Raw genomic sequence first — 24015 nt, forward strand, 5'->3', positions numbered from 1 at the left:
TCGTTGTAATTATTTAATCCAATGCAAAAAATCGATTTTGCGATAGTAGTCCTGATCCTATAACTACACCATTCTCGTTCAACATCGAACGATGAATGGAGAAAGACCCACGAAGGGGTTCCCATGTGAAGCGTGAAAGATATAGCTTCTCGACTGCTTCATAAATATCCGGGAATTTGTCTACGAGTTCTCCGCTCAAGATCACACTATCGGGGTTATACATGCATACGACATTGTTGATTGTAATCGCCATGTACATGAGCGCACGCTCGATCAAATGAACCGCCCAATGCTCTCCTGCATCCTTTGCTTCAAATAACTCCTCAATCGTGCGAATCGGACGAATCCGATTGGCTTCTGACAACAATGAACTGATATTTATATAGGTCTGTAAGCAACCCGCCTTACCGCACTCGCACATCATTCCGTTAGGATCCACTGTCGTATGCCCTATTTCACCAGCGCTGTTCATCACCCCGCGATAAATCTCTCCCTCGAGGATCATCGCCGAGCCAACGCCTTGCCCGAAGCCCAATAGTGCGGTACGGACGGATCCAACAGCAGCTCCTTTGAGGTGTTCAGCAAGAGCTCTAACTTTCAACTCATTATCTACAGCAATTTCAAAACCGGTTAGTTCCTTTAGCCGTTTTGCTAAGGCAACATTCTTCCAGCCAAGCTGAACAGAGAAGACAACAATACCTTCTTCGTTATTCACAATGCCAGGAAGTCCAACGCCAATACCGACGATACGTGTTCTGTCAATTACATGCTGCTGCGTCAGTTGTTCTATCGCTTCATTAATTTGTTCCAGTGTCTTGTCTGGACTCTCGTCCGGAGTACGCGGGTATTGCCTGCTGCAGAGAAGCTTACCTTGCAAATCTACGATCCCTACAATCATAAGACTGCGATCCAGTTCAACCCCTACTGACAACACAGAAGCGTCAACCATAGCAATCAATGTTGATTTGCGACCTAATCCTGACGATACCTGATCCGAATCCAGTAGATACCCTTGTTCAGTCAATTCCCCAACAATTCGACTTACAGTTGTAGGACTCATACCCGTTTGTTTGGCGATGGAAGCGCGAGAAATTGGTTGTTGATTTTTTATAATTTCGAAGACCGTCAAACGATTTTGCCGCTTCATAAAATCCTGATCGTGCTTTTTCACAGACATTCTCCTAATTATTTTCTTCAGTGCATTAATCAAACTAATGAAACTATAAAAATAAGAAAAAATTTGCCAATTAAGCTACGGTAATGTAATATTCGATTTAAATTTTAGTTTAGTTTCTCCAGTGATGGGATTAATAATAAAGGCTCATTGAATGTATGTCAATATAAATGACATATTTTTTTATTCGAAATAAATGAAAGCGTTTAATATGTGATTTTTATAACAATCTCACCAAATACATAACACATACATAACACAAAAGACCAAAACCTCTCTCATAATAGACTAGCGGAAACTAGTAACAGGAAGAATCTAATTAAGAGGTGGAGGAAATATTTTCGAAAACAAAAAGAGGTTTGGGATCGATGCAGATGTTTTGTGAATCTGAATATTGAAAAATAGGGTAGCCTCGTGCGCGGATTGACAGTGGAATGAGATTGTACCCGCATCAAAAGCAAGTTCTTCATATAGAAGCTAACTTTTGATACGGATTGTTAAAAAAATTATTGAAACTCTACTGCCTTAACAGACGCGTCCTCTTGTATTAGTGATAATAAATTCACAGCATTAAACGATTCAGGAAATTTTACGATAATTTCCAAATTCAATTCGGAGGCAAGACTATTATTTTCAGCGTGAAAGCTTAAGATGGTAATATTTTTTTCTTCAAGTAGCTGTTGAATTCTACTCACAGCTCCTTCTGTATTAGTCAGACAGATCACAATCTGTTGCGTTTTCGGTGAGGCCAGCCAACTGTATCGGCCATGCAAAATCTTTTGCCCGAGTAAGATAATAATCGTTGCTCCTCCACCAAGAATATATAGGCCTGATCCAATCGCCAACCCTAGTCCCGCCGTTGCCCAAATCCCCGCTGCAGTTGTCAGGCCCTTCACAGTGTGTCTATGCATAAATATCATTCCTGCGCCAAGAAATCCTACTCCACTTACTACTTGGGCAGCTATACGTGCGGGATCGAGCTTAACATAGGACCAATCAGCTTGATCCTGAAATCCATATTTTGAAATGATCATCATAAGTGCAGCACCTAAAGCAACAATAAAATGCGTTCTAACTCCCGCTTCTTTCATCCGACTTTTTCGTTCAAAGCCAACTAAAACACCACAAATTCCAGCTCCAACTACACGAAGCAAATATTCAAACTCCATACATAGTCCTTCTCTCCTTATGATATTGCTATTTATTGTATCATAAACGGATTTCTATATTTCCCCCTCCTATAAGATGGACATGATATTTAACATAGTTTGAGCATGCGCACAGTCACATCTGCAAAGATTTAACTGTGATACCTTTATAGCTGTTACTCCAGTAGACATTTTATAACGGTCTACAACTAGTGAAAGAGGTGCGTATATGAAACTGCCAACAATCCAATTTGGGCATATTAAATCCAAGGTTCCTGTAATTCAAGGGGGTATGGGCGTAGGCATATCCTTAAGTGGCTTAGCTGCTGCTGTAGCCAATGCAGGCGGGATCGGCACTATTTCTGGTACAGGAATCACCACTGATGAACTGAGAATGCATATTCGCAAAACAAGAGAGCTCTCAAGAGGGATTGGATATATCGGTGTGAATGTTCTATTCGCGATGAAGGATTTTGCTGATAAAATGAAGGTCGCTTTGGAAGAAAAAGTGGACTTTATTATATCTGGAGCCGGGATTTCCAGAGATATTTATGCTTGGGGTAAAGAGTATGGTACTCCTGTGGTGTCTATTGTTTCCTCCGCCAAATTAGCCAGAATATCCGAAAGACTTGGTGCCTCTGCAGTCGTAGTGGAAGGATTTGAAGCTGGGGGCCATTTGGGTACAGAGAGATCCATGTTCGAAATTCTTCCTGAGGTTGTAGAAGCCGTCTCGATTCCGGTTATTGCTGCTGGTGGGATTCTTACAGGAGATGATATCGCAAAAGCCCTTCGGATTGGCGCTGCTGGTGTTCAGATGGGCACTCGTTTCGTGGCTAGCCATGAATGTGATGCTCCACTGGCCTTTAAGCAAAAATATGTAGATGCTCAGCAAGGTGATACTATTCTAATTAAGTCTACAGTTGGGCTAGATGGCAGAGCGATTCGTAATGAATTCACTGAACGTATTAGTGATGATGCCAAATTAAAAATAACCAAATGCTCTAATTGTCTAAAGGTTTGTTCGCATCGCTTCTGTACCATGGATTCCCTGCTAACTTCCCTTAGAGGAGATGTTAAGAACGGATTAGTGTTTGCCGGGTCGAGAGTTCATGAGATTAAAGAGATATTGTCCGTACAGCAGATTATTGACAATTTAATGTATGAGTATCAGGGAGCATTGAACCCGGCAACATAAGATTGTAATACGATACTTATGCGATGATAAAGATAAAATAAGAACCCTTTGTTGTATGCAACAAAGGGTTCTTATTAAAAGGCGTTGTTTATAGCTGATTCTACATCAACATTACCTTACATCATTCCACGAGTATTAGAAATGCCCTCTTGTTGATGACAGCTCTTATACATTTGTTCTAGTTCGGAATCACCTAAGTTAGGATGTCTTTCTTTCATAAAGGGCAACATCTCTTTAAAAGTGCTTGGAGCAAACCCGGCAGCATACGCTGCTGTTCCAATTCCAAATGACAAAATAACAACACAGATTACTGCAAATACTCCTCTTTTCAAAAAAACCATCTCCTACTTTATAATACGGAAAAAATCAATACGAAAAAAATTTGCTGAAACCAACATGCACATCAGACCCATTCCCATAACTAGAATGGCTATGATCCAATCCGCTTTTTTCATATTCATCCTCCCGTGCCATCGAACACCCTAAATCCAATGAATAGTGGGGTTCAATAATATTAATGATTATAGATGAATATTGTGTGGAAACTATGTGGGACATGCTTAAGAGATTTATTTTTGTCAATTCCGTGAAATTAACCACTATATAATCATTTGTTCATACTGCGTTCTTATTTGCAAGATATGATTTCAATATAACTATAAACATAAAGGAGTCATGATCATGAAAAAATTGTATTACACGTCTTTTTTCTATGCCATTCTTGGTTTGATAGCAGGTGTTGCTTATCGTGAAATTACCAAAATGAATGATTTCGAAGGAAACACCATCTTAGTTGCACTTCATACTCATATCCTTGTATTGGGCTTCTTCTTCTTTATAATCGCATTGATCCTAGCCAAGTTATTTAATATCCATGAAGCTAAATCCTTTGGCGCATGGTACATTGTATATAACGTTGGTCTCCTGATCACGATCGGTACTATGGCCACTCGCGGGATGCTGCAAATTAACGGGACTGATATCAGCTTCTTACCGCATATCGCGGGTCTCGGTCATGCCATAGTAGGTGCTGGTATCATTTGGCTGCTAGTTCTGCTCGGTAAACGAATTAAATCATAGGGAAAGTGACGCTGGATCATATTCCAGCGCCTTTTTTTTGATTAGTCATATTTAAGTTCATACCAAATGAGACTATAAGTATATTTGTTTATACACTGGTAAATGATACAATATGGAAGTCGCGAGATATCTTAAATTTTAACTTTAAACTATGCTTTCGATGCCAATAAAACTTTTAAGGAGTGAAGTAAATGTCTATCGATGTTTATCTGAATTTCAATGGGAATTGCCGTCAAGCCGCAGAATTTTACGCGGAGGTGTTTGGCGTTGAACGTCCACAAATCATGACCTTTGGCGAAACACCACCTGATCCCAATTTCACTCTTCCTGAAGAAGCCAAAGATTTAGTTATGCACACTCGCTTGAATATTGAAGGCAGTAATGTAATGTTCTCTGATGTTTTTCCGGGCATGCCTTTTGTGGAAGGAAATAACATTAGTCTTTCGGTAGTTAGTAAAGATTTGGATGGCATAAAAAAGTATTTCCATAAGCTTAAAGAAGGCGGCAAAGTAGGTATGGAATTACAAGAAACCTTCTGGAGCTCGTGTTATGGTAGTCTAAAAGATAAATTCGGCATCGATTGGCAATTCAATTATGATGACGGACGAATGAATATGTAATAAAAATAACAACGAGTATGGAGTGGCTGCGAAACCTATTAATACAGGTGCGGCCTACCTCCAGCTCGTTGTTTCTTGTTCAAGCGCTTAGTCCATAATCAAATCATATACACTGACCTTCCGAATCCGTCTTGCAACTAACATGGATACCACATAAGCCACAACTAGAATGACAGCACAGAGTAGAAGCACTTGAGGCAGACTAACCGCCAGCTGAACGTTATAAATACCTAGACTTGAAAGCAATAATACAAACGCCGAATCCGAGAAAAAATAACCTGCTAAACTCCCCAATAATACTCCAACTACAATCACCGGAAAAAGACTGAACGTAATCTGTGTCATCAGATTAAAGGTCGTATATCCGATACCTTTAAGAATACCGAATTCCCGCTTACGTTTCATAATCAACGTCTTAATCACCAAATATAAAATTAAACTAACCACTATAATTGTGACCGCGGTAATGACTGCTGTCATAGAAGATACTGCTGAAGTGAATGTACTGAGCGTGCTTTCTAACATGTCTAAAATGTTCGTTACGTTCCATTGTCCAGGGAGACGTTCTTCAAGCTTTTGAATGAAGACTTGAGGATCTTCCCCTTCCTTTAAGTACACATTAATGGACTGGACGGAATAATTCGGCTGCAATTTTCTCATTCCATCTTCTGTTATGGTAGCAACCATACCTAACTGATTAATCTGCTGGCTAAGACCAGTCACCAAATAATTTTGGGTTACCCCATTAAACGTAACTGGAATCTCGTCCCCAATCGATTTATTTTTCATTTTTGCAATTACACCGGATACCGCAATTTCATTATCAAAAATGGGCTGCCTACCTTTGTAGACCGTCTGTGTTTCCAGCTTGGCATAATCATCAGATACACGGAGCATAAAACTGGAATCATTTATAGAAGCTACTCTACCTTCCAATATGGAGATCTTTTGAACCTCAGGCATGGCTTCAACTTCAGCAAAAATTCCCGGATCATGACCAGCTTTTTTTAGATCAAGTTGCAAATTGGTACGTTCTAAACCCACTAAATCTAAAACGGCTGAAGTATCCCCTTTAAAGTTAAAATTAAGGATGGAGCAAAATATACTCGAAAAGGTCAACCCTGCAACGATCAGCACGATCATAAAATTCTGCTTGGTCTGTCTAAATAAAGACTTCAGACTTAAGACGAATTGCAAATTCAATGAAGTGCTCGCTAGCGGAAAATGATTTTTCTTAAAATTGTGGGTAAGAAGCCCGCTCTGAAGAGCTGCTATCGGAGTAATCCTTCGAATCTTTCTACTAGACAGGTAGGCAACTAAGAGAATCAGCACCGTAACGATAAGCAAACTCAACAAAGCACTTAATAATTCAAAATTTGACGGCCACAACAGTCCAACCGAAGACGAAATCATATTACCTACTAAGGGCATAACTAGAACAGAAATCAAACTTCCCGGTATGGAGGCCATTATAGATACTGAGACGAACTGTAACAGAAATGAGGATATGATCTGCCTTGACGTATAACCGTTCGCTTTCAAAACACCGATGTTGGTTAGGTTATCCTCAATATTCCCGAAGATCTGAAACCTGATCACAATCAACGAGATTACAACCATAATCAATGCAAATACAATCAGAATAGCAGCTAAAATATTCACAAAAACGCGGTTACCTTCGAGCCCCACATCGGTTCGCATGACTAAAAATGAACTTGTGTTTCCAGAGCCAAAAATCTGTTCACTCAGCTTTTGCTCCAGCTTGACTTCTTTCGCCCGTTCGTTTAATTGTACAGATAAAAAATTAAATTGAACTTCTTTCCCAAGCCGTTCCTCTAATTGCTTATAACCTTCATCGTTTAAAAATATTTTCAAAGCCCCATTCGTCAATGTCCCAAAAAGGGGTTCCTCCGTAAATCCACCGATGGTATAAGTGAATTTGTTGTTATCGTATTCAAACGAGATCGTATCCCCAAGGTTATACCCAGAGCCTCCGTGAAAGATATACGGCAAATAAATTGTATTTTGATCCGCAGGTTCCAACCGAGAAGTGGTATTAAATAGTCCCATAGAGCGCTGCGAATCCTTATTAAGAATCAAGAAAGCAATAGCTGTATTGTTTCCCCCGTAGTTTATCTTTACATCAGGTAGCAGAAGTGCCGCCTCATTCTCCCATGTTTCAGTATAAGGATAGCTATCCACCAGAGATTCATAATTCTTCACATTCTCATTGAAAGGAAAATAAGCGGTGATATCAGGTGTATTTAGCTTCGATATTTTTTCTTGCTGAAAAGAATTAAGCTTCAAGCTGACCGTGAGGCCAATGTTCAGCAACAGCGCAGCAATCATAATCAATACGAAGAGCGTAATCGTTGCACTTTTTCTTTTACGAATATTGGACCAAGCAAGCTTTCCTATTAAGCTTCTCATCCCTACCACCCCAATTCGGTCAGAAAGGACTGTAATTGCTGCTGCCGTTCAGATCCACTATCTTCGCTATAAGGGGAAAGGCGCAAATCTCCGATGACTACTCCATCCTGCAGATACAAGATCCGATTACCACGCAGCGCAGTTTTGAGATCATGTGTTACCATAATTATGCTCTGCCCCTGCTTATTCACCTCGGTTAGGACACGCAGTACCCCTATTCCTGCTGAGCTATTTAGCGCTCCAGTCGGCTCATCCGCAAAGACCGCTTTTGGACTGTTGATTAGGGCCCGGATAATTCCGGCACGTTGAGCTTCTCCTCCTGAGATTTGCGCTGGAAACTTACCCCAGATGGTGTCATCCAGGCCTACATCTAAGAGCAGCTTTTTGGCTTTTTCCACAGCCCCAGCTCTATCCTTTTGGACAAGAAAAGCACTTGATAATACATTGTCGAGGACACTCATTGAATCGAGTAGATGGATCTGCTGAAACACAAATCCACAATTCTTCCGCCGGAATATCGCCAGCTGATCATTACTCATTGCCGTAATATCTTGACCTTCAAACAAGACCTCTCCAAGCGTTGGCTTATCCATTCCCGAAATGGCATACAGCAGTGTTGATTTACCAGAACCAGAGCTGCCCATGATAATCGTGAAATCACCATGATATAAGGTCAGATCTAGATTTTTTAATACATGCTGTTGAGTTCCTCCATGGGAAAAGGTTTTTCCAAGCTTATGGGTCTGCATCAATACTTTATTATTCACTTCGTTCATGTTGAACACTCCATTTACGTTCATGCTCATTAATTACGCTAATAGTAACCCTAGCTCTACGCACAATATAATGGCTGCAATCACAGACTCATTCGTAATTGCAACCTAATCGTACGTTAAATGTTCTTAACATGTCTTTGTGCAATCCTTAGCGAATTCTTAATTCTATCCTGCTAAAGGAATCAGCAGCTTTACAGTAAATCCATCCTCCCGATTGGAGCATACAATGTAGCCCTGCATTTTTTGCATCATATAACGAGAAATGTACAGACCTAAACCTGCACCGTTCTGGCTCACGGCCAGACTGCCCCGAAAGAATTTATTGAATATTAAAGGCAATTCCTCCTCAGGAACACCAGGACCATAATCCAGAATATCAACCTCCAGATAATGATCCCTAATCTCGAATGTAATATCGATGGGTGTACCGGAGAAGGCATACTTATAGGAATTGTTCACCACATTATCGATGACCTGCTGCAGCCGTAAAGGATCCACCTTAATGATGCAGCCTGGCACAGATGCAGCTGAAATCTGTTCGTAGAAGTTCACATTATTTATAATTTGGGTCAGCAGGTGACTATGCTCCTCCGTTAAGCTGACTTTTAGTTCATTCAGCTCCTCCAAGGTGGAATGGAACATGTCTGTGACCAGTCGATCAATCTGATCCGCTTTGGAATACAAGGTGTTTAGCTGTCTGCTTGTCTTCTCATCTCTTGCGCTTAATAACATCAGTTCCGTAATCGCCTTCATCGAAGCGACAGGTGTCTTAATATCATGACTGAGACTAGCAACCAGCTCCTTCTTACTCTTATTCGCTAAATATTCACTATGTCTAGCCGCCGCAAGCTCTTCCCGCATCATATCGAAGCTTTCTGTAAAAGCACCAAATAGATGATTACGATCCATTTCCAGAGGCACTTCGAGATCACCTCTTGCGATATGGTTCGCGAATAGCTGCATTTTGCGAAATGGACGAAGAATGGATCTATTCAGGAACCAAATATAGAGAATGCCTAGAATTGTAAGCAAAAGCAGCATTGCAACAGAAACTTGTATAAATTGTTGTTTCATATGTATAAAAATCGTACGGTAATCATTATTAATAATTACTTTACCCACCAGCTGATCCTGAACAACAACGTCGACTAAGGTATCCCGATTATTGATAGCTTCGTTAACGCTAACGGAAATCGCATTTTCAGTCAGATATTTTAATTTACCAGAGATATCAATAATGGCGAAATCATAGGGACTTTCCTCGTACAGTTTCGGCTCAAGCTTATCCCAATGCTGCTCTGTAAGCTTAACAATGGTATTGATTGCCACTCGATCTGCTGAGTTCTCCACCTTCAAATTAAATATTAGGAATAAGAGAGTTATACTTGCAGCGAGTATAGTGAGCATTAGCGCCAGTAGCAATTTTTTAGTCATCACTATTTATCCTCAAAAGCATAACCGATGCCCCATACGGTACGGATGTACTGCGGATCGTTAGGATTCTGCTCAATCTTCTCACGAAGATGACGGATGTGTACATTCAAGGTGCCATCTCCCGTAAAAACATCCCCCCATACCCCTATAAATAGCTCCTCTTTAGGGATTACCCGATTTTTATGCTGGATCAAAAACTTTAGCAATTTATATTCCATTGTTTTCAGCTTGAGCGGTACGCCGTTAAGACTTGCCCTTCTGAGTTCGGGATCAATCTGGATGGGTCCGGATTCAAGAAGGGAGGACTCGGCTACAACCTCGTTGTTGTAACGTTTAAGCACCGCCTTTACTTTTGCCAGCAGCACTCTCAGGGTATACGGCTTATGAATATAATCATCTCCCCCGATATCTAGCGCAATTAATACATCATCCTCACTGGAGCGGGCACTAATAAACAGGATGGGAATCCCGGTCGTCTGACGCAGTTCTTTGCATAACTGGAAGCCGGATTCACCTCCTAAATTAATATCTAGGAGTAACATCGACACCTCATGCTCACTCAAAAAGCTCCGACAGGCATCGGCGCTAGTAACAAATGCGGTTTGTACATCAAACAAATTAAAATATTCGCAGGTGGTCTCCGCAAGCTCAATTTCATCATCAATAATCAAACAATCATATCTCATCGATTTCTCTCCGCTTCAACTGAATTTATTATTATGTTAGAATATGCCTTTAAGGAGGGGTTACCTGTGGATACACAGTTCCAGCGTCTGGAGCACTATTTAGATAAATACGAACAAAGCTGGCCATTAAGTGGCACAGTCTTAATAGCTCAGCGTGGAGAAATCAAGTTACATAAAGCGTACGGATATGCGAATCTTGAACATCAGGTCCCGAACACTCTAGATACCAAATTCCGGATCTGGTCACTTACCAAATCATTCACTGGCATGGCTATCCTGATGCTAAAAGAACAAAAACGTCTTAGACTGGAAGATCCAATTCTAAAATATCTCCCTCAGCAGCATGTACTAGAGGGGATTACCATCCTTCACCTGCTGGGACATACCTCTGGTATTGCCAACTACACTTCCATACCCGAATATAATCAAAAATTAAATAAGCTAAAGCTGACTCCACAGGAGATGTTACAGCTATTTGTGAGTCAGCCCCCTGCATTTATGCCTGGCACTTCATTTGCCTATAACAACTCAGGTTATTATTTGCTGGGGATGATTATTGAGAAGATTACAGGGATGACATTTGAAGATTATATCACTACTTTTATATTACAGCCTCTGGGCATGGTAAATACAGGAGTTTATAACAATCAGCAGATTATTCAAAAATTAGCCTCACCTTATCATTCTTCTTGGGGAGAGTATACTCAGGGGGAATACATAGATATGAGCTCTATCTTATCCGCTGGCGGGATGTATTCGACGGCTGCCGATCTTTTCCTGTGGGATCAAGTCTTGTACTCCGATCAATTAGTGTCTCATAACACCCTAGAGATGGCTTTTCATTCCAGTAATCTCAAATATCGATTTGGTTGGTTCTTGGACGAACGTTTTGAGCGAAAAAGAATGTATCACGGCGGTGCCTATCGCGGCTTCCGAAGTGAACTGCATAGATACCCTGAAGATCAAACAAGCGTAATCATGTTGACTAATTATGATTGCGTACCCGTCACTAAGTTAACGGAATCGCTAGCTGGATTAGTCTTCGGCGAACCTGTAAGGGTGCCGATCTCTCCGCAAGCCTACCCGCTTGATGACAGCATTTATGCTTCATATATGGGAACCTATGAGGGATATGGCTGCAAAGCGAGCGTGGAGCGTAGTGGGCAAGATTACTATTTTGTCTGGAATGATGTAGAAGTCACTCCGTTTTATCCAATCTCGGAAACAAAATTCCATCATACGAAGCATGATTCAGAATATGAATTTAAGCGGAACGCACAGGGTGAGCTTTCATTTCTGGGAATGCACAAAAAACAAGACAAGTCTTAAATAGACCTGTCTTGTTTTTTTGTTTGTGTTTACGCTAGGCCTTAGCTATAATGATGAACTCAGCCAGAAGCACAAGTAAGGCAGTAGCTACGCCAAGCGAATTAATTACCGTTAAAGCATCTGGGTAGCTTTCTTTCTTAAATTGCGAGAATAAAGATACCATCCATAATACACTGAAGAATAATGCGACCAATCCGGAAATAGCCTCACTATCCACTTTTCTGCTCCGCATAAATAATCCTACAAGGCCAACAACGGTAAAAATCATGTATATAACAAGCTCTATGGATGTGATGACAATCGCCTCGCCTGCAGAGAACAAATGCATTAACATGTATTGAATCCCTAAACAAATAAACACAAGCTGGTTAAAAGAAACTTTGCTCACTCTCATAGCTTATCTCCTTTTAATTTAAGTAAACTGCAATAAAAAGATAACGCTTTCATTATATCGATAATTAAAATAATCCTCTGTGACTTTCAGTACTCTTCCGAGATCAGCCCAATCAAAACAAGCCCTGAACAAAAAAATCTCCTGGCAATATTGTTGCCGGAGATTTTATATTAGAGTTTAAATGCTGACATAAAGGATGTATCCAAAACAGCCAATTTTCTAATAAAACTTCGTCAAAAACAGGATCTCAATTAACGATGCATAAATTCACTAATTTTTAACAGCATTCAAAGCATCTAATTGGTCACTATGTCTTTTTTCTGTAAAAATAAGGCATAGGCACATACACCAGCAAGTTGCAAATGTAGAGACCATAGGAGCTACTTGTTGAGAAGCGTTTTTATTAAGTTCCATTGTTTAGTCCCCTCCTTTCAGTTGTCATAGGGTCTGTTTTGAATACATCTCTTATGTCAGCATTGAGAAATATAGAGCGAAATTTCTATAACACTACTTTAGATGTCTCGGTATAACTTCAATAAGTTTTTCTACAGTTAAATCTTTGATTTCACGGACAAAAGAATCATTGATTTGGAATCCAAGTTCGTTCTCGAGATCTGTTAAAATATAAATGATATTTCTAACAGAAGTTACACCTAATAGATTGGTCTTTCTATCGAATTCTTTAACATAATTTTTGACTGTTTCTTCTATAACCTGTTCGTTTAGATACAACAACTCCTTCCCCTCCTTTAAATCATCGGAATATTATTTTGTAACTCACTTATAATTCTTATAAAAGCCTCTTCTTGACTTGTAGAATTAGAAAGATTAAAAGTATGCATCCCCTCATGAGAATAGGAATTATTTTCTACTAAGTCTCGATAATCTACAGAATAGTATTCTAGTTGTCTTGCTTCTGGATTATATAAACAAACATTCTCAGAAATATGATAGTAATCAATATTAACGCCATATTTGTATAAACAAGTGGACTTCATTTCTTTCAAATGAGATTCTTCGTAATTTCCGTTATACAAACTTAATATTGTGATATCTGGTGTGACTGCATTACTGATTAGAAAAGGTATATACCCATATCCATTGGGAACTGAAGTGCTATACTTAAGAATGCTTCCTGGAACTCCAATAATAATGACATCTGGATTCTCAGCTTGTTCTATATATTTAATATAGGCATTCATACTCTCGACCTGTTCTGAAAACGTTAGATCATTGCCGTCTATAATGTCTGGGATTGTATGGTATCCCCATAATCTAGATAGTGCATTGCTGGAAATCAAACTCATCTTATATCCCGAATTGCGAAAGTTTTCACTTAGTTTAAGCTGCAAATTCCATTTTCCGCAGTTTTCCCCCATCCCCATAATTAAAATAACTGGGACGTCGATACTCGCTAATGCATTCTGTTTCGATATAGAAGGATGCTCTAGATTCAGACACTCCCAACCCTCTATGGTTGATTGGTTTAATACAGTCTTCAATTCAGCCACGTACATAATATGCTTTCCCTTTTCTTCTGCAAGAGAAGTTAACCGGCAGTAACCTGATTCATCAACTTGAAATTGAGGCTTACATAATAACAGTACATCAACTGAGTTAATCAGATCATTTAAATAAAAGCTCTCTTCATCACATATTAAAGCCTTTTTAGTGTCGTCCACTTCATCGAATGACTCCCAGCCTTTTGGAACTACGGCATACATCAGCTCGAAATTCTGAAGCTCACTTTCTGTTAGCAATAAAGGCATCAGACCTTTATGAAAAGGGTAAACCGCCAGTTTTTTCTTCACAGTGAAATATCCTCTCTTTTAAACTGATATTTAAATTCCCTCATCATCGTATAGTTCTTCAAATTCTCTAATGCAGACGCTTTAACCCTGTTGCATTTGCTAAGCTTATAGCTTTCTGAATAATGTTCATCCTTTCCATTATCCGCTGCAGCGGGGCATATAGAGCAGCAATGAAAGGCCCAGCATTCTTTACAGTGTTGTTCCGTAACTGCTCCAACATTCAAAATTTCTCGAACCTTTTTAATATCAAAACCATCCTGAAGATTCCCCATTTTCATCAGTGAAGAATTTTCATCTATACGCTCACATGGAAATAAGTTACCGTTTACATCTACAAAAAGTTTTTTCAAGCCTGGTATACAAGTCCCGCTAGGATGAGCAATTTTCGGGGTCTCATTGATTGGCGAAAGAAACTCTTTGTAGCTATAAATGGTTTCGATATCACGTTTATGAAAGGCCACAGGCTCTTCTTTTACTTTTCCTAGCAGCAATAGATATGCCTTCAAAGCTTCGTAATTTCGTTCTTCAAAATAAGCCTCACCATAAACGAATTCCGTCTCAGTATAGTTCATGGATAGTGTATTAAAGTTAACTTTAGAGAGGTCACTAACTCCTTCTCCCGCTCTAAAATAATCAAAGATCTCTTCGAACTTACCATCTGGACTAATAACTGTATTGAACTTCAGTTTTTGATATAGATCAGGATAGTTATCTCGAATATGTACAACATTACGATATACAATCTCATAGGAACCACGTCCATTTACAAACGTCCTATTTTCATTATGAACATCCTTCGGTCCATCCAGGCTAATCATAATGGATATGTTAAAATCACGAACTTCCCTTGCAAAACTATCATCCAGAAGTGTGCCATTAGTAGTCATACCAAAGGAAATTTCTTTGCCGCTGACTTTTTCCTGTGTATATTTCATAGTATCTATGATGAGTTTTTTTTCAATCAAAGGCTCCCCACCATAAAAAGCTACATGCAAGTGGTCCACGTCTTTAGAATGTGCTACAAGGAAATCAATCCCTTGCTGCAGAGTATCCCAGGTTATATTCAGGGCAGAATGTGAACGATTATTATAAATTTCATTGCTTGAGTAAGGACAGTAACCACAACGCAAGTTGCAATTTTGAGACATTTGAAAAGTGATTGAGTTAACACAGCGCTCTAACTGGTACTCCAACATTTGACTTGCCGGATGCTCAATTTGTAGAATGGGAGATTCAGCTAAAAGCCCTCTCTTTTGAAAATCTTTAAGCACATTTACATCAGCTTCCTCATAACTGCCTTCAGAAATATGACTTAACGCTTCATACTGATTCTGTTTTATTTTATAAATACTGTTTCTATTCATGTCATAGACGTAATGTAGATTCGCTCTCGTTTGAAAAGGAATAAAAGGCATCCGGGGTTTCCTCCCTTTGCGTACTAGTAATCATATCTCTAAAACTCTCCTGAGATGTATACAACTCCTCAAAAGTTCCTATTCCAAGAACCTTGCCACCATTTAAATAAATGATCTTATCTAATCTCTTTAATACTTCCGGTCGATGCGTGATAATGATAGTCATCATATAACGATCTGAAGATAACAATTCCTCGTTAAAAACCTGCTCCGAGTAATAGTCATAGCTTGAGGTGGCTTCATCCAATAGCAGAATTTTTGTATCCTTACGTGCTAATGTTCGGGCGAGTGCTATTTTTTGTTTTTGTCCACCCGATAGTTTAGCGCCATTATAACCAATTCGAGTGTCCATTTTTTCGGGGAGATCTTGGATAAATGAATGTGCCCCTGACTGTTTGCAACTTTCCAATATCTCAGTAATTGTAAGCTCTTCAGAAATGTTGATATTGTTCGCCACAGTATCATTGAAAAGATAATTGTTTTGAGCCATCAAGCTCCATATCGAGCGATAGGATTCAAAAGTATACTCTTTTACATCTTTATCGTTTATTTTGATGCTACCTTCAGTAGGCTCATAGAATCTTAGCAGCAGATTTACAACGGATGATTTACCGCTGCCGTTCAAACCAATAATCGCTACTTTCTCACCTTTTTGAATGGTGAAATTCACTTGATCCAGAGCTTTTTCATTCTCATAAACCAAGGATACGTTTTCGAATTTCAGATCATTGATAGATATTGATTCTAATAATTCCTTCGCTTCCGGTTTATCAATTTCAGCATCCGTATTTAGAAATTTTAAAAACCGCTCAAAAGCTGGTTTCACGCTGGATAATTGAGTAATCAAATACGATATGATAGTAATTGGTTCAAATACCAATGATGAGTACGAAATGAAAGATACCAGACCCCCAATAGTAATTTCATCTTTTTGGATTAACCAAGCACCGTACAAGTAAAGACCACAAGTAAACAATGTCGTCATAAATGAACCCGATATACTATCAATAAATCCATAACGCATTAACTTGGATTTAGCATTTTTACTTCCGTCCAGATTCACTTTCAGTTTCGCTAGTCGTTTTCCAGTAATCCCCCATACTTTTATCGCTTCAATGCCACTAATTGCATCCCCTAACCATTCTGAGAAATTTGATTGCAAGTGCATAATGATTTCATATACCTTTACTTGCTTTTTATATAAAAAACTGCTGATTAGCATTTTGACTGGAATTGTAGCGAGCATAACTAGAGTTAATTTCCAGTTAATATAAAACAATGCTGTTAAGCCGGCGAAAACTTTAAATAGATTAACGAAAGATGTTAAAAATTGCGTGTCTGTCAAAGACGATATGTTGGCGATATCTTGAAAAAGCTCAGACATCACTACTGAGAAATTTCTGTCTTTAAAAAATTTCGTGCGTACGGATAACACATGTTTACAAGCTTTCTTATTCAAGTCATAGGGTATTCTCACACTTATTTCCTTATAGTAATAGAATTGAAAAATACCAAGTAATTGTTGGATAAGGAATACTAAAAAAATCAGTCCTACGTATTGAATAACTCGATAAAAATCCAAACCTAGAATTCCAATGTCAATAAGTTGCTTGGTAAACCAAGGAGTCAAAAAGCTCCCTATAGAAGTCACTAACATAACAATACTGATTATCCAAATGTTTTTACGGTAAGGATGAAATAACTCTTTAATGCTGATCCATACTACATTGTATTTCATTTCACATAACTCCCCGCGACATATACTGAGACTAGCCTCATCCCATCTCAATACCAACAAAAAGAACAACAAAAACTACAATAGCTAGCAACGCACCTACAATAACGATCGTTTTTGGTGATCTATTACCCCTGTCCATTTCAATTCCTCCTTTATCTACGCATGTATATCTCTTTTTCCAAACGAAATATAGGTGACAGACAAACTAATAGCTATGATAATCACAGGAATCAACACCACTTCCATAAAGCTCTTTGCTCCGGTTAGGACTATATGTTGCGAATTAACGACGTAGATTCCGGAAAACTTCATAACTTGGGTCGTTAAAGCATGGTCTGAAATCCCCCTTAACAATGCGGAGGAAGCATCACGGAAATAACCGGATATCATGAAGTCGCCGAATATAATTAGAAAAGTTACAACCACCGCTGAAGCCGTTCTTTTAATAAGAATACCTACCATAATGATTAGAGCAGCATAAGCTGATAAATAAAGGACATTTAATCCCAGTACACGGGAAACCTGAATCAAGTCAGCAGAAAAATTACGATTACCGATGTCAGTCCCGATTATCAAAGCGGCTATCATATAAGCGAGATAAAACACTACTGTAAATTGTAAAATCCACCATATAATAATTTTAAAAACAGAAAGGTATTTTCCCGTGATATAGATAAACCTACTTTGTCCAGAAGCCAGGATAACTTTGATAGATCCATATTCAAATCCTTCGGTTGCAAAAAAACATACGTAAACTGGAATAATAAAATAAAAAAATAAAGATAAAGGTGTCACAATCGTTAAGGGTTCCGCGAGATTACCGATTTCAAAACCAGCTTTACCGCCAATCCAGATTGCTAATACCAGACTTGCTATAAGGAACAGAAGAGAAATTCCCTTAAACATGATATCCCTTCTTATAAAGTAAGACTCAGCTTTCAGAAAATCCCTCATTGCTCATTCTCCTATCAGATCCATATAATAATGCTCAAGATTTGCTGTGGACAGGTTGATTCCTTCAAGTGGAATGCCATTTCTAATTAACGTTGACATTAACTGTTCAAGATCTGTCAAATCCTTGGGAACCAATATTTCTCCGGCTTCTGACAATGTGATCGAATGAATATTAAGATCGTTCTTGAGCACGTTTATTGCTGCAGCTATTTCAACGGTCTTAATACAAATTTGCGCTTCGGCTGATCGCAAGAGTTCTTCCACAGAGACTTCTTTAATGAACTGCCCTTTATGAATAAACCCGAATTTGGTAGCTAACAATTGGAGCTCACTCAAAATATGGCTGGAAATCAAGATGGTAACCCCTTTTTCACGTGCCAGCTTAGCCAATAGTTTTCTCATCTCTACAATTCCTGTAGGATCAAGTCCATTAATCGGTTCATCTAACACTAAAAATTCCGGTTCATTGAGAAGGGAAATTGCCAGCCCTAAGCGTTGACGCATGCCCAGAGAATATTCCGTTGTATTTTTGTTTTCAACATCCGTTAGTCCCACTAAATTCAGCACATCTTTAATTCTCTTGAAATCCGAAATACCATGAATCTTGCAATAAAAGCTTAAATTCTCTTCAGCATTCATATGGGGGTAGAGGGCAGGCAGCTCTATTAAAACCCCCATTTTTTTTCTGACTCGTGCGATGTCCTTCTCACTACTTTTACCCATCAATTGGATAGTCCCTTTTGTAGGGTAAACTAATCCACTAATTATTTTCATGAGTGTGGTTTTACCTGCTCCATTCTCACCTACAAAGCCATAGATATCACCCTGTTTAATCTGCATATTTATATTTTGAAGCGCATTTGCACTGCCGTACTGTTTAGTTAATCCCTCAGCTTCAAAGATTGTTGTATTCATTTTTCAACTCCTCCATACCGTCTGCTACTAATTGATATTAAATTAGCATGTTTACTAGAATTACTAATCGCAATGGTAAAAAACACGGGAATATATGTAACTTTCGCCACTTCCAAGTGATCCCTAAAAGGATAAAGGTTGATTATAATCCCATATAATGTATTATTATTTATAACACAGGAGGGGAATTTCACATGATACATATTGCTATTTGTGATGATGATTTCAAGGCAACAGAATATATTGAGAGATTGATCCTTAACCATCCCATTCAGCAGACCGTAAAGATTGAGGTATCCATATTCTATTCTGGTGAAAGTTTCACGAAAGCCATTCAACATGGTTGTCCATTTGATCTTATTTTTATGGATATAGAAATGAAGGGAATAAGCGGAATAACAGCGGGTCATATATTACGGAGAGATTGTGATAATGATAGGGTTCGGTTGATTTACGTATCGAGCCACGAAGAGTATCATGTTCAACTATTTGACGTTCAACCTTCCGGTTTTATAAAGAAGCCTATACATAACGAGTCTTTTGAAAAAAAACTAATCTCTATGATTCAGCAAATAAAGGTCAAGCGTCAGCAAAACCAACCAAAATTACTGCCTGTACACCAAAGTGGAACTAAACTACTTATTCCAATCCGTAATATTATGTATTTGGCAAGTGATCGCCGAAAAATCATTTTGCAAACAACGGAAGATCAAACGGAATATTACAGTACTTTATCTATAGAAGAAGGAAAGCTACCTTCGAAGCAGTTTGTGCGGATTCATCAATCGTATCTTGTAAATTTCGATTACATAAAACAAATTCAGGGCAAAAAAATTATATTAACGAGTGGGGAAGAACTTCCGATTAGCGATAAGCAAAGCACCGTAGTGAAAAAGAGTTATTTGCAATTCAGGGGGAGTCTGCTTGAATAATATTCTACTGGATGAGCTGTTCTATGCCCTCACACTGGCAGCTCTCCCATTTATCATTCATTATTTCTATGATCATTGTTTCCCACGGCTTTGGGAATCCAAAGTAATCCTTTATTCCGTATACACTGCTTATTATATTTTCGTACTCCTCCTTCATTACAGCCCACTCCCCGGCTTATGGATGCTAGGGCTTAATATAGTGGGGATCGTTCTATTGTCCTTTTTGTATAAAGGAAAAATACAATGGCGTATTGGTGCTGCTTTATTTATAGTCGCATTGATTATTCTTTCAGATGCAGCTACTGCACCTGTGTATACGACAAGCGGATACATCTTTACCTTGTTTTTGTCTAAGATTCTGATGTTTATACTGGTACAGATCACGCTTCGTTTTACCAAAGCTTTTGGTGAGGGCAGTCTAAGCAGTTGGTATTGGATCGGGCTGTTCTGCTTTCCGTTTATCAGCATTCTCAGTATTGCAAAATTATCGGGCGAGCTGTCATTGCGGGAATATCCGGCGTTGTATCCGACTTTGTCCGGAGGAATGCTGTTGATCAACTTCCTGATCATTCTTTTGTGTGATCGTGTATTAACCATACAATCGGCACAGAATAAAAACTACTTGTTGGAACAGCAGAACACCTACTATATGAACCAGTATCTGCTAACAAAAGAAAGGCAGCAAGAAGTCTTTACGTTTCAACATGATTTCAGGAATATCTTGCTCGGCCTGAGGTCTCAATTACAAGCTGGGGAAAAAGAAGCCGGACTGAATGATGTAGATAAGCTTCTTGGAGTAATAGAACTCTCTTCAGGTGAAAGTAATACCGGCTCCATCCTAATCGACTCTATCATTAATTACAAGTCACAATTTGCCAAAAAGCTGGGTATCTCCTTTCAAACGGATATTAAGATTCCACCTCAGCTTGACCTTGATGCTTATGCATTTAGCATTATTCTAGGGAACACCCTTGATAATGCCATAGAAGCATGCAAGCATCCAGGTGTAACTCAGCCCTATATTAAATTCCAACTTCATTATCATAAGGGTACTTTATTTATCAGAATACAGAATCCATATCAGCATTCAATACGTATGAATCATTTCGGGGAATTAGCCACAACAAAACGAGACAAGCATTTTCATGGTATCGGTCTAAAAAGCGTAAAGAATGCGGTAGAAGAAATCGGCGGAATATGGGATATCACCTATGAAAACCAAATTTTCCAAGTGGAAATTTGTCTTTTTAACATTGAGATCTTATCTGTTGCAGAAACTGAGCAAAAATGCACCTCATAGAAAGACATCGGACCCAGAAGGTTTTCCAATGTTTATTCTAAGGGGTGCATTTCAGTCACAAGTACTCTTCTATTCTTTTACTTACAATTCGATTGTAAATTTAGACGAAACTCTTCTATGTGTTAGTCTAAATATTTCGAATGGGACATCTTGTTCTTAAAATAGAATGAACAGTGGATTTATATGCTGCGTTATCAATTAGGAGGTCAACCAATTGAAAAATAAAGAATCATTTGTCTTCGTCACAATCCCACTATCCGAGATCAAGAAATTCATTCTTATTGACTTTGTAGCTGGAACTGTCATTTACTTTGCCATAAGGTTTCCCTTACATTCCTTTATAGCCGCCTCAGTCGGCAGCATGTTCGGCCCAATACTCATTCGCCAATCCATGAAATTGGTTCAGAACCGCGCTAAAGCTTAAACCATAAAAGGCAAGCTTTCAACCTTGCTGTATGTATTTTAGAAATTGTTCAATCTGTTTTTTATGATGCTTATCATGTGGAATAAAACTTCTTATATACTTGCGAACACTGAACTTCTTGCGGTCTCCATCCTTATATTCCAAATCACATTCTTCATCCGTTAATCCAGAGACTGTATCTAAAATTCTAGTTCTGTAGAGCACAAATTGTTCTATCAAGGTTTGCTTGGATAACAATTTGGCATACTCAATCGCATTAGCATTAAATTCGTTAAAATCCAAATGTTTCGTTGTTAGTGGTTCTTTCAAAATAATCTTCTTAATAGCACCTTCATAGAAATATTTATCCCAGAGCATGAGGTGACAGAGAATATCCTTCACGGTCCATTTACCAGTAGCTATGGGCTTATCCCAATGTTTATCTGGCACCTCTTCTAATGATTTCACGAATGGAATAAGAGACTTAAATTCGAGTATCATTTGCTCCATTGATTTTACTGCCATAGAAGCTAACCTCCGTGTAAAAATAAAATAGAATAGCAAAAATATTATGCAGCATCATCCTTAGAAGCAGTTATTAGATCAGCCTCCGTAGATTCTGGATTCAGCCAAATCTCGATCATATCATGGGTACGCTTTACATCATTTTCATCGAGTATATAATACCATTGATCCGTATGTTTTCCTTCCCCTTGGAGCATATGACTCGTTATTTCAGGGGTTCCACCTTCAAGAATTACCTTCTTAGCCAAATCCAAAATAAAATCTGACTTCATATTGGTTTTAAAGTTACTCCCAGCAATTTCAATAATGTTCTGTATATTAAGAATATTATCTATTCTTTTCATCCGATCAAGCGCTGCTTTTAGGAAAATCCTTTGTCTCTCTGTTCTCTTAAAATCGGAATCTTCCCGATATCTTACATACATTAAAGCTTCCTTACCGGAGTAGATCGGTTTGTTCGGCTCAATTCTTAGTTTCTCATGATCGGGGCTCTTATTCTCTATCACCTTGGTGATCGGAAGCACCACTCCTCCAAGAGCATCTGTAACACCCACAAGCCCATTGAAATTAATAGTAGCATAGTAATCAATAGGTGCGTTCAGTAGATTCTTAACGGTATCCACACTCATCTGAGGACCACCGTAGGAGTGCGCTGCATTAATCTTGGTTTCTTTTCGTGCTCCTTTGATATTTTCTGCTCCAATAATTTCAGTATATGAATCACGGGGAATCGAGACGAGCAGTGCTTTATGGTCTACAGGTCGAATAACTGTATAAATAATGGAATCAGAAAGTCCGTTTTCTTTGCCACGCTGATCGGTGCCTAGTAGAAGGATAGAGAAAGGACGGTCTTTATTTTCCGTCGTTGCTTGTAATCCAGATTCTTCAGTGTCTTCCAACGGCACATAAGACTCTTCAAGGGTGTGTTCAATAGTTGGTGCTACAACATTATCAAACCCAAAAATCATTAGTTCTTTACGGAAAATAAAGGATCCCAGCCCAACAAGAAGTAAGGTAGCGATCGAAAAATACCAAATCTTCATTTTCTTGCTGATTTTATTCTTTTTCACTTTCTTTTTCTCGATTCTACTTAAAGCAAATGAAGCAGGTGGATGAGTGCTCTGTTTATTTTTCATTTGAATGAATTACCCTTTCTGTTTATGCGACTTCTCACCATTAATGAACATCACTTTTTATTTCTGCCTACCCTCCATTACCTAAATATCCCATTATTATAGACGATCATTGGATCGATAAGTTTCTTTTTATAAGAAATTTTTGAGGCAAAAAAAAGACCACATCCTATCAAGGATGGGTCTGCAAAGTTTATTGAGGTTACATTAGGTTTTGTTCAGGATCGTATCGATTTCACTTTTCAGTAAAAGATACCTGACAACACTTCTCATAATTGGGACTTTGGTTAACTTATGCTGGTCTACATAGCTTTTCATTTGATCTTTAGACAGACCAAGCAAGCTACCGGCTTCAGACACAGTCAATACTTCTTTGTTGCTTGTAGCGTTAAAGGTTTTCTTCACTTTTAAATTCCAGTCTTCAAACACCTGCACTTACATCCGCCACCTTTCTACTAAGCGAGAAATATAAGACATAAAGTATGGTGTGAAACTTATACTTTCTTATATTTTAAAAAAATCCCCAAACTATAAGTTTGGGGATTTTTTTCACAACTTTAGAGTTTTACAACATTCTCAGCTTGTTGACCACGATTGCCTTGAACTACGTTAAATTCTACACG

25 protein-coding genes are annotated in these 24015 nt (G+C 38.6%); 7 read left to right on the forward strand and 18 right to left on the reverse strand.

What is annotated here, in order from left to right:
* Positions 1–13: 13 nt before the first annotated feature.
* Both ACWNM1_RS24270 and ACWNM1_RS24275 read right to left on the reverse strand, forming a co-directional pair.
* Complete coding sequence (locus tag ACWNM1_RS24270; RefSeq protein WP_449602949.1) at positions 14–1171, reverse strand: ROK family transcriptional regulator; 1158 nt, start codon at positions 1169–1171, stop codon at positions 14–16.
* Positions 1172–1680: 509 nt separating this feature from the next.
* Positions 1681–2343, reverse strand: a complete 663-nt coding sequence (locus ACWNM1_RS24275; RefSeq protein WP_449602950.1) for an MgtC/SapB family protein — start codon at positions 2341–2343, stop codon at positions 1681–1683.
* A 208-nt stretch (positions 2344–2551) separates the two neighbouring features.
* Between ACWNM1_RS24275 and ACWNM1_RS24280 the strand changes: the two genes are divergently transcribed.
* On the forward strand, positions 2552–3517 hold the full coding sequence (locus tag ACWNM1_RS24280; RefSeq protein WP_449602951.1) for an NAD(P)H-dependent flavin oxidoreductase: 966 nt from the start codon (positions 2552–2554) through the stop codon (positions 3515–3517).
* Between the two features lie 116 nt (positions 3518–3633).
* Here ACWNM1_RS24280 and ACWNM1_RS24285 read toward each other — a convergent pair whose 3' ends face one another.
* Positions 3634–3849, reverse strand: a complete 216-nt coding sequence (locus ACWNM1_RS24285) for a hypothetical protein (protein WP_234532155.1) — start codon at positions 3847–3849, stop codon at positions 3634–3636.
* Between the two features lie 349 nt (positions 3850–4198).
* On the opposite strand from ACWNM1_RS24285, the gene ACWNM1_RS24290 reads away from it, so the two are divergent.
* Both ACWNM1_RS24290 and ACWNM1_RS24295 read left to right on the forward strand, forming a co-directional pair.
* Positions 4199–4597, forward strand: coding sequence for a DUF2871 domain-containing protein (locus tag ACWNM1_RS24290; RefSeq protein WP_449602952.1), 399 nt, complete (start codon positions 4199–4201; stop codon positions 4595–4597).
* A gap of 191 nt (positions 4598–4788) precedes the next feature.
* Positions 4789–5217, forward strand: coding sequence for a VOC family protein (locus ACWNM1_RS24295; protein ID WP_042189935.1), 429 nt, complete (start codon positions 4789–4791; stop codon positions 5215–5217).
* Between the two features lie 87 nt (positions 5218–5304).
* Here the strand turns inward: ACWNM1_RS24295 and ACWNM1_RS24300 are convergent, their stop codons facing one another.
* The 4 genes from ACWNM1_RS24300 to ACWNM1_RS24315 all read right to left on the reverse strand — a co-directional run bounded on the left by ACWNM1_RS24300 (position 5305) and on the right by ACWNM1_RS24315 (position 10543).
* Positions 5305–7647, reverse strand: a complete 2343-nt coding sequence (locus ACWNM1_RS24300) for an ABC transporter permease (RefSeq protein WP_449602953.1) — start codon at positions 7645–7647, stop codon at positions 5305–5307.
* A gap of 2 nt (positions 7648–7649) precedes the next feature.
* Entirely contained in the window at positions 7650–8423 is a 774-nt protein-coding gene (locus ACWNM1_RS24305; protein WP_449602954.1) for an ABC transporter ATP-binding protein, read from the reverse strand.
* 165 nt (positions 8424–8588) lie between these two features.
* Entirely contained in the window at positions 8589–9857 is a 1269-nt protein-coding gene (locus ACWNM1_RS24310) for a HAMP domain-containing sensor histidine kinase (RefSeq protein ID WP_449602955.1), read from the reverse strand.
* A 2-nt stretch (positions 9858–9859) separates the two neighbouring features.
* Entirely contained in the window at positions 9860–10543 is a 684-nt protein-coding gene (locus ACWNM1_RS24315) for a response regulator transcription factor (RefSeq protein WP_449602956.1), read from the reverse strand.
* 66 nt (positions 10544–10609) lie between these two features.
* Here ACWNM1_RS24315 and ACWNM1_RS24320 point away from each other — a divergent pair, with 66 nt between their 5' ends.
* The gene (locus ACWNM1_RS24320) at positions 10610–11872 is read left to right on the forward strand and encodes a serine hydrolase domain-containing protein (RefSeq protein ID WP_449602957.1); all 1263 of its coding nucleotides are present in this window, start codon (positions 10610–10612) and stop codon (positions 11870–11872) included.
* 34 nt (positions 11873–11906) lie between these two features.
* On the opposite strand, the gene ACWNM1_RS24325 is transcribed toward ACWNM1_RS24320, so the two are convergent.
* The 8 genes from ACWNM1_RS24325 to ACWNM1_RS24360 form a co-directional block, all read right to left on the reverse strand.
* Positions 11907–12266 (reverse strand): hypothetical protein, encoded by a 360-nt coding sequence (locus ACWNM1_RS24325; RefSeq protein WP_283908181.1) that lies wholly within the window; start codon positions 12264–12266, stop codon positions 11907–11909.
* Between the two features lie 270 nt (positions 12267–12536).
* Complete coding sequence (locus ACWNM1_RS24330; protein WP_280786537.1) at positions 12537–12680, reverse strand: hypothetical protein; 144 nt, start codon at positions 12678–12680, stop codon at positions 12537–12539.
* A 93-nt stretch (positions 12681–12773) separates the two neighbouring features.
* Entirely contained in the window at positions 12774–13001 is a 228-nt protein-coding gene (locus tag ACWNM1_RS24335; RefSeq protein ID WP_449602958.1) for a hypothetical protein, read from the reverse strand.
* Between the two features lie 14 nt (positions 13002–13015).
* A complete protein-coding gene (locus ACWNM1_RS24340) occupies positions 13016–14077 on the reverse strand; it encodes a TIGR04066 family peptide maturation system protein (protein WP_449602959.1) in 1062 nt (353 codons plus the stop codon).
* On the reverse strand, positions 14074–15492 hold the full coding sequence (locus ACWNM1_RS24345; RefSeq protein WP_449602960.1) for a radical SAM protein: 1419 nt from the start codon (positions 15490–15492) through the stop codon (positions 14074–14076). Before ACWNM1_RS24345 ends, ACWNM1_RS24340 begins: the two co-directional genes overlap by 4 nt.
* Complete coding sequence (locus tag ACWNM1_RS24350; RefSeq protein WP_449602961.1) at positions 15443–17230, reverse strand: ABC transporter ATP-binding protein; 1788 nt, start codon at positions 17228–17230, stop codon at positions 15443–15445. Before ACWNM1_RS24350 ends, ACWNM1_RS24345 begins: the two co-directional genes overlap by 50 nt.
* Positions 17231–17386: 156 nt before the next feature.
* The gene (locus ACWNM1_RS24355; RefSeq protein ID WP_449602962.1) at positions 17387–18184 is read right to left on the reverse strand and encodes an ABC transporter permease; all 798 of its coding nucleotides are present in this window, start codon (positions 18182–18184) and stop codon (positions 17387–17389) included.
* A gap of 3 nt (positions 18185–18187) precedes the next feature.
* Positions 18188–19099 carry an ABC transporter ATP-binding protein gene (locus tag ACWNM1_RS24360; protein ID WP_449602963.1) on the reverse strand — a complete coding sequence of 304 codons (912 nt, stop codon included), beginning with the start codon at positions 19097–19099 and terminating at the stop codon, positions 18188–18190.
* Positions 19100–19293: 194 nt separating this feature from the next.
* On the opposite strand from ACWNM1_RS24360, the gene ACWNM1_RS24365 reads away from it, so the two are divergent.
* From ACWNM1_RS24365 to ACWNM1_RS24375, 3 genes are all read left to right on the forward strand, one after another.
* Positions 19294–20031, forward strand: coding sequence for a LytR/AlgR family response regulator transcription factor (locus ACWNM1_RS24365; protein WP_449602964.1), 738 nt, complete (start codon positions 19294–19296; stop codon positions 20029–20031).
* On the forward strand, positions 20024–21331 hold the full coding sequence (locus ACWNM1_RS24370) for an ATP-binding protein (protein ID WP_449602965.1): 1308 nt from the start codon (positions 20024–20026) through the stop codon (positions 21329–21331). Before ACWNM1_RS24365 ends, ACWNM1_RS24370 begins: the two co-directional genes overlap by 8 nt.
* A 214-nt stretch (positions 21332–21545) precedes the next feature.
* Positions 21546–21755 (forward strand): hypothetical protein, encoded by a 210-nt coding sequence (locus ACWNM1_RS24375; RefSeq protein ID WP_449602966.1) that lies wholly within the window; start codon positions 21546–21548, stop codon positions 21753–21755.
* An 18-nt stretch (positions 21756–21773) separates the two neighbouring features.
* Here the strand turns inward: ACWNM1_RS24375 and ACWNM1_RS24380 are convergent, their stop codons facing one another.
* The 3 genes from ACWNM1_RS24380 to ACWNM1_RS24390 all read right to left on the reverse strand — a co-directional run bounded on the left by ACWNM1_RS24380 (position 21774) and on the right by ACWNM1_RS24390 (position 23827).
* Positions 21774–22259: a DinB family protein gene (locus tag ACWNM1_RS24380; protein ID WP_449602967.1), complete on the reverse strand. Its 486-nt coding sequence runs from the start codon at positions 22257–22259 to the stop codon at positions 21774–21776.
* Positions 22260–22303: 44 nt separating this feature from the next.
* The gene (locus ACWNM1_RS24385; protein ID WP_427469396.1) at positions 22304–23395 is read right to left on the reverse strand and encodes an LCP family protein; all 1092 of its coding nucleotides are present in this window, start codon (positions 23393–23395) and stop codon (positions 22304–22306) included.
* Between the two features lie 204 nt (positions 23396–23599).
* Entirely contained in the window at positions 23600–23827 is a 228-nt protein-coding gene (locus tag ACWNM1_RS24390; protein ID WP_042189969.1) for a MerR family transcriptional regulator, read from the reverse strand.
* Positions 23828–24015: the final 188 nt, after the last annotated feature.

The organism is Paenibacillus sp. Marseille-Q9583 (assembly GCF_976954365.1).